1 protein-coding gene and 1 pseudogene are annotated in these 5,351 nt (G+C 75.7%); both read left to right on the top strand.

Going from position 1 to position 5,351, the window contains the following annotated elements; translation table 11 throughout:
• Window positions 1-82 precede the first annotated feature (82 nt).
• Window positions 83-4,195: pseudogene (locus tag ACFXA3_RS22625) on the top strand (SDR family NAD(P)-dependent oxidoreductase); the annotation flags it as partial.
• 56 nt (window positions 4,196-4,251) lie between these two features.
• Window positions 4,252-5,351, top strand: a 1,100-nt coding sequence (locus ACFXA3_RS22620; RefSeq protein ID WP_385189313.1) for a beta-ketoacyl synthase N-terminal-like domain-containing protein, incomplete at its 3' end; no start/stop codon positions are given.

The raw sequence follows: 5,351 nt of genomic DNA, 5'->3' as shown, positions 1-5,351 counted from the left end.
CCCCTCCGCGGGGACCCCCCCGGAGCGCGCCCCCCCCCCCCCCGCCCGGCGAACGACAGCCGCCGCGGCCGCCGCCGCCCCCGGGTGGGGCGCGGGCGCCGGCATGCTCGTCGTCGAACGGCTCTCCGACGCCCGCCGCAACGGCCACCCCGTGCTCGCCGTCATCCGCGGCTCCGCCATCAACCAGGACGGCGCCTCCAACGGCATCACCGCCCCCAACGGCCCCTCCCAGCAGCGGCTGATCGAGCAGACGCTGGCCGGTGCGCAGCTCACCGCCGACCAGGTCGACGCGGTCGAGGCGCACGGCACCGGCACCACCCTCGGCGACCCGATCGAGGCGCAGGCGCTGCTCGCCACCTACGGCAAGGGCCGCCCCGCGGACCGGCCGCTGTGGCTGGGCTCGATCAAGTCGAACATCGGGCACGCGCAGGCCGCGGCCGGCGTCGGCGGCATCATCAAGATGGTCGAGGCGATCCGCCACGGCGTCCTGCCCAAGACCCTGCACGTCGACGAGCCGACCCCCAAGGTCGACTGGTCCGCCGGGAACATCCGGCTGCTCACCGAGGCCGTCGCCTGGCCCGAGACCGGGCAGCCGCGGCGCGCCGCCGTCTCCGCGTTCGGCCTCAGCGGCACCAACGCGCACGTCATCATCGAGGCCGCGCCCGCCGAGGACGCCCCGCCCGCCGAGGACGCCGCGCCCGCCGGGGGCGCCGGCGCCGCCACCCCCGCGCTGCTGCCGCTGTCGGCGAAGACCGCCGACGCGCTGCGTGCCCAGGCGGCCAACCTGCTGGACCACCTGGCCGACCGGGACGCCGCCGGGGACGAGACGCCCGTACGCGACCTCGGCTTCTCGCTGGCCACCACCCGCGCCGCGCTGGAACACCGCGCCGTCCTGCTCGCCGCGGACCGCGACGAGCTCGTACGGGGCCTGGCGGCGCTCGCCGAGGGCGACACCCCGGGCGACGCCGCCCGCGCCGTCGCCGAACCCGACGTCCGCACCGCCTTCCTCTTCTCCGGCCAGGGCGCCCAGCGCCTGGGCATGGGCCGTGGACTGCACGCCGCGTTCCCCGTCTTCGCCGCCGCCCTCGACGAGGCGGCCGCCGCCCTCGACGCGCACCTCGACACCCCGCTGAAGGACGTGATGTGGGGCGAGGACGAAGAGGAGCTGAACCGCACCGCCTACGCCCAGCCCGCGCTGTTCGCCGTCGAGAGCGCCCTGTTCCGGCTCGTCCGGTCCTGGGGCCTGCGCCCCGACCTGCTGGCCGGCCACTCCATCGGCGAGATCAGCGCGGCCCACGCCGCCGGCGTCCTCGACCTCGCCGACGCCGCCCGCCTCGTCACCGCACGCGGCCGCCTCATGCAGGCCCTGCCCGCGGGCGGCGCCATGGCCGCGATCCAGGCCACCGAGGAGGAGGTCCGCCCCCACCTCACCGACGGCGTCGGCATCGCCGCGATCAACGGTCCCCGCGCGGTGGTCGTCTCCGGCGAGCAGGACACCGTCCGCGCCATCGCCGCCCACTTCGGGCAGGAGGGCCGCAAGACCAAGGAACTGCGGGTCTCGCACGCCTTCCACTCCCCGCTCATGGACCCGATGCTGGAGGACTTCCGCCGGGTCGCGCAGAGCGTGACCTGGAACGAGGCCCGGATCCCCGTCGTGTCGAACCTGACCGGCCGCCCGGCCGGGCCGGGCGAGCTGCAGAGCGCCGACTACTGGGTCCGCCACGTCCGCGAGGCCGTCCGCTTCTCCGACGCCCTGCGCTCCCTCGAAGCCGACGGCGCCCGCATCCTCCTCGAACTGGGCCCGGACGCCGCGCTCACCCCGATGGCCGCCGACTCGCTGACGGCCGGGACCGGCGCGGTGGCCGTACCCGCCCTGCGCCGCGGCCGCGACGAGGCGCGCACGCTCCTGGCCGCCGTCGCCCAGGCCTTCGCCCGCGGCGCCGCCCTGGACTGGGCCGCCCTCTCCGGCGGCCCGGCCCGCCGCCTCGCGCTGCCCACGTACCCGTTCCAGCACCGCAGCTTCTGGGCCGACACCGTCCCCGCCACCCCCGGCCTGCTCGCCGCGGGCGCCGGCGGCGGCGCGGCCGACCCGGCCGACACCGCCTTCTGGGACGCCGTCGAGCACGCGGACGTCGACACGCTCGCCGGCCGGCTGGACATCGCCGCCGACCCGCTGCACGAGGTGCTGCCCGCCCTCTCGAAGTGGCGCCGCCGCCACCACGACGCGTACACCCTCGACTCCTGGCGCTACCGCGTCGTCTGGCAGCCCGCCCCCGACGCCCTGCCCGCCGCGGCCCTGACCGGCACCTGGCTCGTCGCCGTGACCCGGGAGACGGCCGCCGACCCGCGGGTCGCCGCCGTGCTGGCCGGCATCGCCGACGCCGGGGCCACCCCCGAGACGGTCGAGCTCGACGGACCGGACCGCGCCGCGCTCACCGAGGCGCTGCGCGGCCGCACCGCCGCCGGCGTGCTCTCGCTGCTCTCCCTCGACGAGCGCCCGCACCCCGGACACCCCGGCCTCTCCCGGGGCCTGGCCGCCACCCTCACCCTGGTCCAGGCGCACGGCGACGCCGGGCTGACCACCCCGCTGTGGGTCGCCACCTCCGGGGCGGCCGCCGTGGCCGGCTCGCACGAGGTGACGTCCGTCGCCCAGACCCCCCTGTGGGGCCTCGCCGGCGCCCTCGCCCTCGACCTCCCGCAGACCTGGGGCGGCATCGTCGACCTGCCCGCCGCCGTCGACGCCGGCAGCGCCCGGCAGCTGTGCTCGCTGCTGACCGGCGCCTCCGGAGAGGACGCCGTCGCGCTCCGCCCGCAGGGCGCCTTCGTACGCCGCCTCGTGCGCGCCCCCCTCGCCGGGCAGGAGCCCCGGCGGACCTGGCAGCCGCACGGCACCGTCCTCATCACGGGCGGCACCGGCGGCCTCGGCGCCCACGTGGCCCGTACGTTCGCCGCCGAAGGCGCCGGGCACCTGCTGCTCACCAGCCGCCGCGGCAGCGCCGCCGCCGGCACCGACGAGCTCGTCGCCGAACTGACGGCCCTCGGCGCCCGCGTGAGCATCGAGGCCTGCGACGTCACCGACCGCGCCTCCCTCTCCCGCGTCCTGGACTCCGTACCCGAGGACCAGCCGCTCACCGCCGTCATCCACGCCGCCGGCGCCATGCAGCGCATCGCCCCGCTCGCCGACCTCTCCCTCGAAGAGTTCGCCGAGGTCGGCCACGCCAAGGTCACCGGAGCCGTCCTCCTCGACGAACTCCTCGCCGACCGCCCGCTGGACGCCTTCGTCCTGTTCTCCTCCGGCGCCGCCGTATGGGGCAGCGCCGGCCAGAGCGCCTACGCCGCGGCCAACGCCCACCTCGACGGCCTCGCCCACCGGCGCCGCGCCCAGGGCCGTACGGTGACCTCCGTCGCCTGGAGCTCGTGGGACGGCGGCATGGTCGACGCCGAACTCGGCGCGATGATGCGCCGGATCGGCGCGCCCGCCATGCGGCCCTCCATCGCGGTCGGCGCGCTGCGCCAGGTCGTCGAGCACGAGGAAAGCCACCTCGTGGTCGCCGAGTTCGACTGGGAGCGGTTCGTCCCCACGTACACGCTGGCCCGGCCCCGCCCGCTGCTGAACGCCCTGCCCGAGGTGCGCGACATCCTCGCCGGTGCCGCCGGCCCGGCGGCCGCGGGCGGCGGATCCGCACTGGTGGCCTCGCTGGCCGGCAAGCCGGAGGCGGAGCAGACCCGCGCCCTGCTGGACCTGGTCCGCGGCAAGGTCGCCGCCCTGCTCGGCTACGACTCCCCGGCCGAACTCGAACCGACCCGCGCCTTCGAGGACCTCGGCTTCGACTCCGTCGCCGCCGTGGAACTGCGGGCCCGCCTGAGCGAGGCGACCGGCGCGAACCTGCCGAGCACGATGGTCTTCGACTACGCGACCCCCGCCGCGCTGGCCGCGTTCCTGCGCACCGAGCTGTTCCAGGACGGCGACGGCGGCCCCGCCGACGTGCTGACCGAGCTGGACCGCTTCGAGGAGCTCGCCGCCTCCCTCGACATCGAACAGATCCGGTCCAGCCGGATCACCTCGCGGCTGCAAGCCCTGGTCGGCAGGCTCACCGACCTCCAGGGAACCGGCGAGATGGTCCGCGACCAGCTCGAATCCGCTTCGGCGGACGACGTCTTCGCCTTCATCGACAGAGAACTCGGCCTGGCCTGACCGAGCCCCGAGCACGTAGCCGACACATTCATCAAAAGGACTCGGTGAGACCCGACATGGCAAATGACGAGAAGATCCTCGACTACCTGAAGAAAGTCACGGCCGATCTGCACCAGACCCGGCAGCGGCTCCAGGACGTCGAGGCTCAGGCGCGGGAGCCGATCGCGATCGTGGCCATGAGCTGCCGCTACCCCGGCGGGATCACCACGCCGGAAGAGCTGTGGCAGCTGGTGGCCGAAGGCCGCGACGCCGTGGCGGGCATGCCCACCGACCGTGGCTGGGACCTCGAGTCCCTGATGGACCCGAACCCCGACGCCCCCGGGTCGAGCTACGTCCACCAGGGCGGCTTCCTGGAGAACGCCGGCATGTTCGACCCCGGGTTCTTCGGGCTCAGCCCGCTGGAGGCGGAGGGCACCGACCCGCAGCAGCGGCTCGTCCTCGAAGTGTCCTGGGAGGCGTTCGAGCGCGCCGGCATCGACCCGCAGACCCTGCGGGGCGGCCAGGTCGGCGTCTACATGGGCTCGGGCATCCAGGACTACGGCGACTACGAGGAAGGCGTCCCGGAGGCCGTCGAGGCGTTCATGGCGACCTCCCGCGCCTCGTCCGTCATCTCCGGCCGGGTCTCCTACACCCTGGGCCTGGAAGGTCCCGCCTTCACCGTCGACACCGCCTGCTCCTCCTCCCTGGTGGCCATCCACCTCGCCGCGCAGGCCCTGCGCCAGAACGAGTGCACGCTCGCCCTGGCCGGCGGTGTGATGATCATGTCGACCGCGTCCCCGTTCGTCGCGTTCAGCAAGCAGAAGGGCCTGTCCCCGGACGGCCGCTGCAAGGCGTTCTCCGACTCCGCCGACGGTACCGGCTGGGCCGAGGGCGCCGCCGTGATCCTCCTGGAGCGCCTCTCCGACGCCCGCCGCAACGGCCACGAGGTCCTCGCGGTGATCCAGGGCTCCGCGATCAACCAGGACGGCGCCTCGAACGGGCTCACCGCGCCCAACGGCCCCGCCCAGCAGAAGGTGATCCGCCAGGCCCTGGCCAACGCCGAGATCCCCGGCGCCCACGTCGACCTCGTCGAGGCCCACGGCACCGGCACCACCCTCGGCGACCCCATCGAGGCCCAGGCCCTGCTCGCCCCCTCCGGCCAGGACCCCACCGCCCC

The sequence above is a fragment of the Streptomyces sp. NPDC059456 genome, assembly GCF_042750055.1.
In the GTDB taxonomy this organism is placed as follows: domain Bacteria; phylum Actinomycetota; class Actinomycetes; order Streptomycetales; family Streptomycetaceae; genus Streptomyces.
Note: the sequence above shows the minus strand (reverse complement) of the source record. Positions and strands in the feature narration are given on the sequence as shown.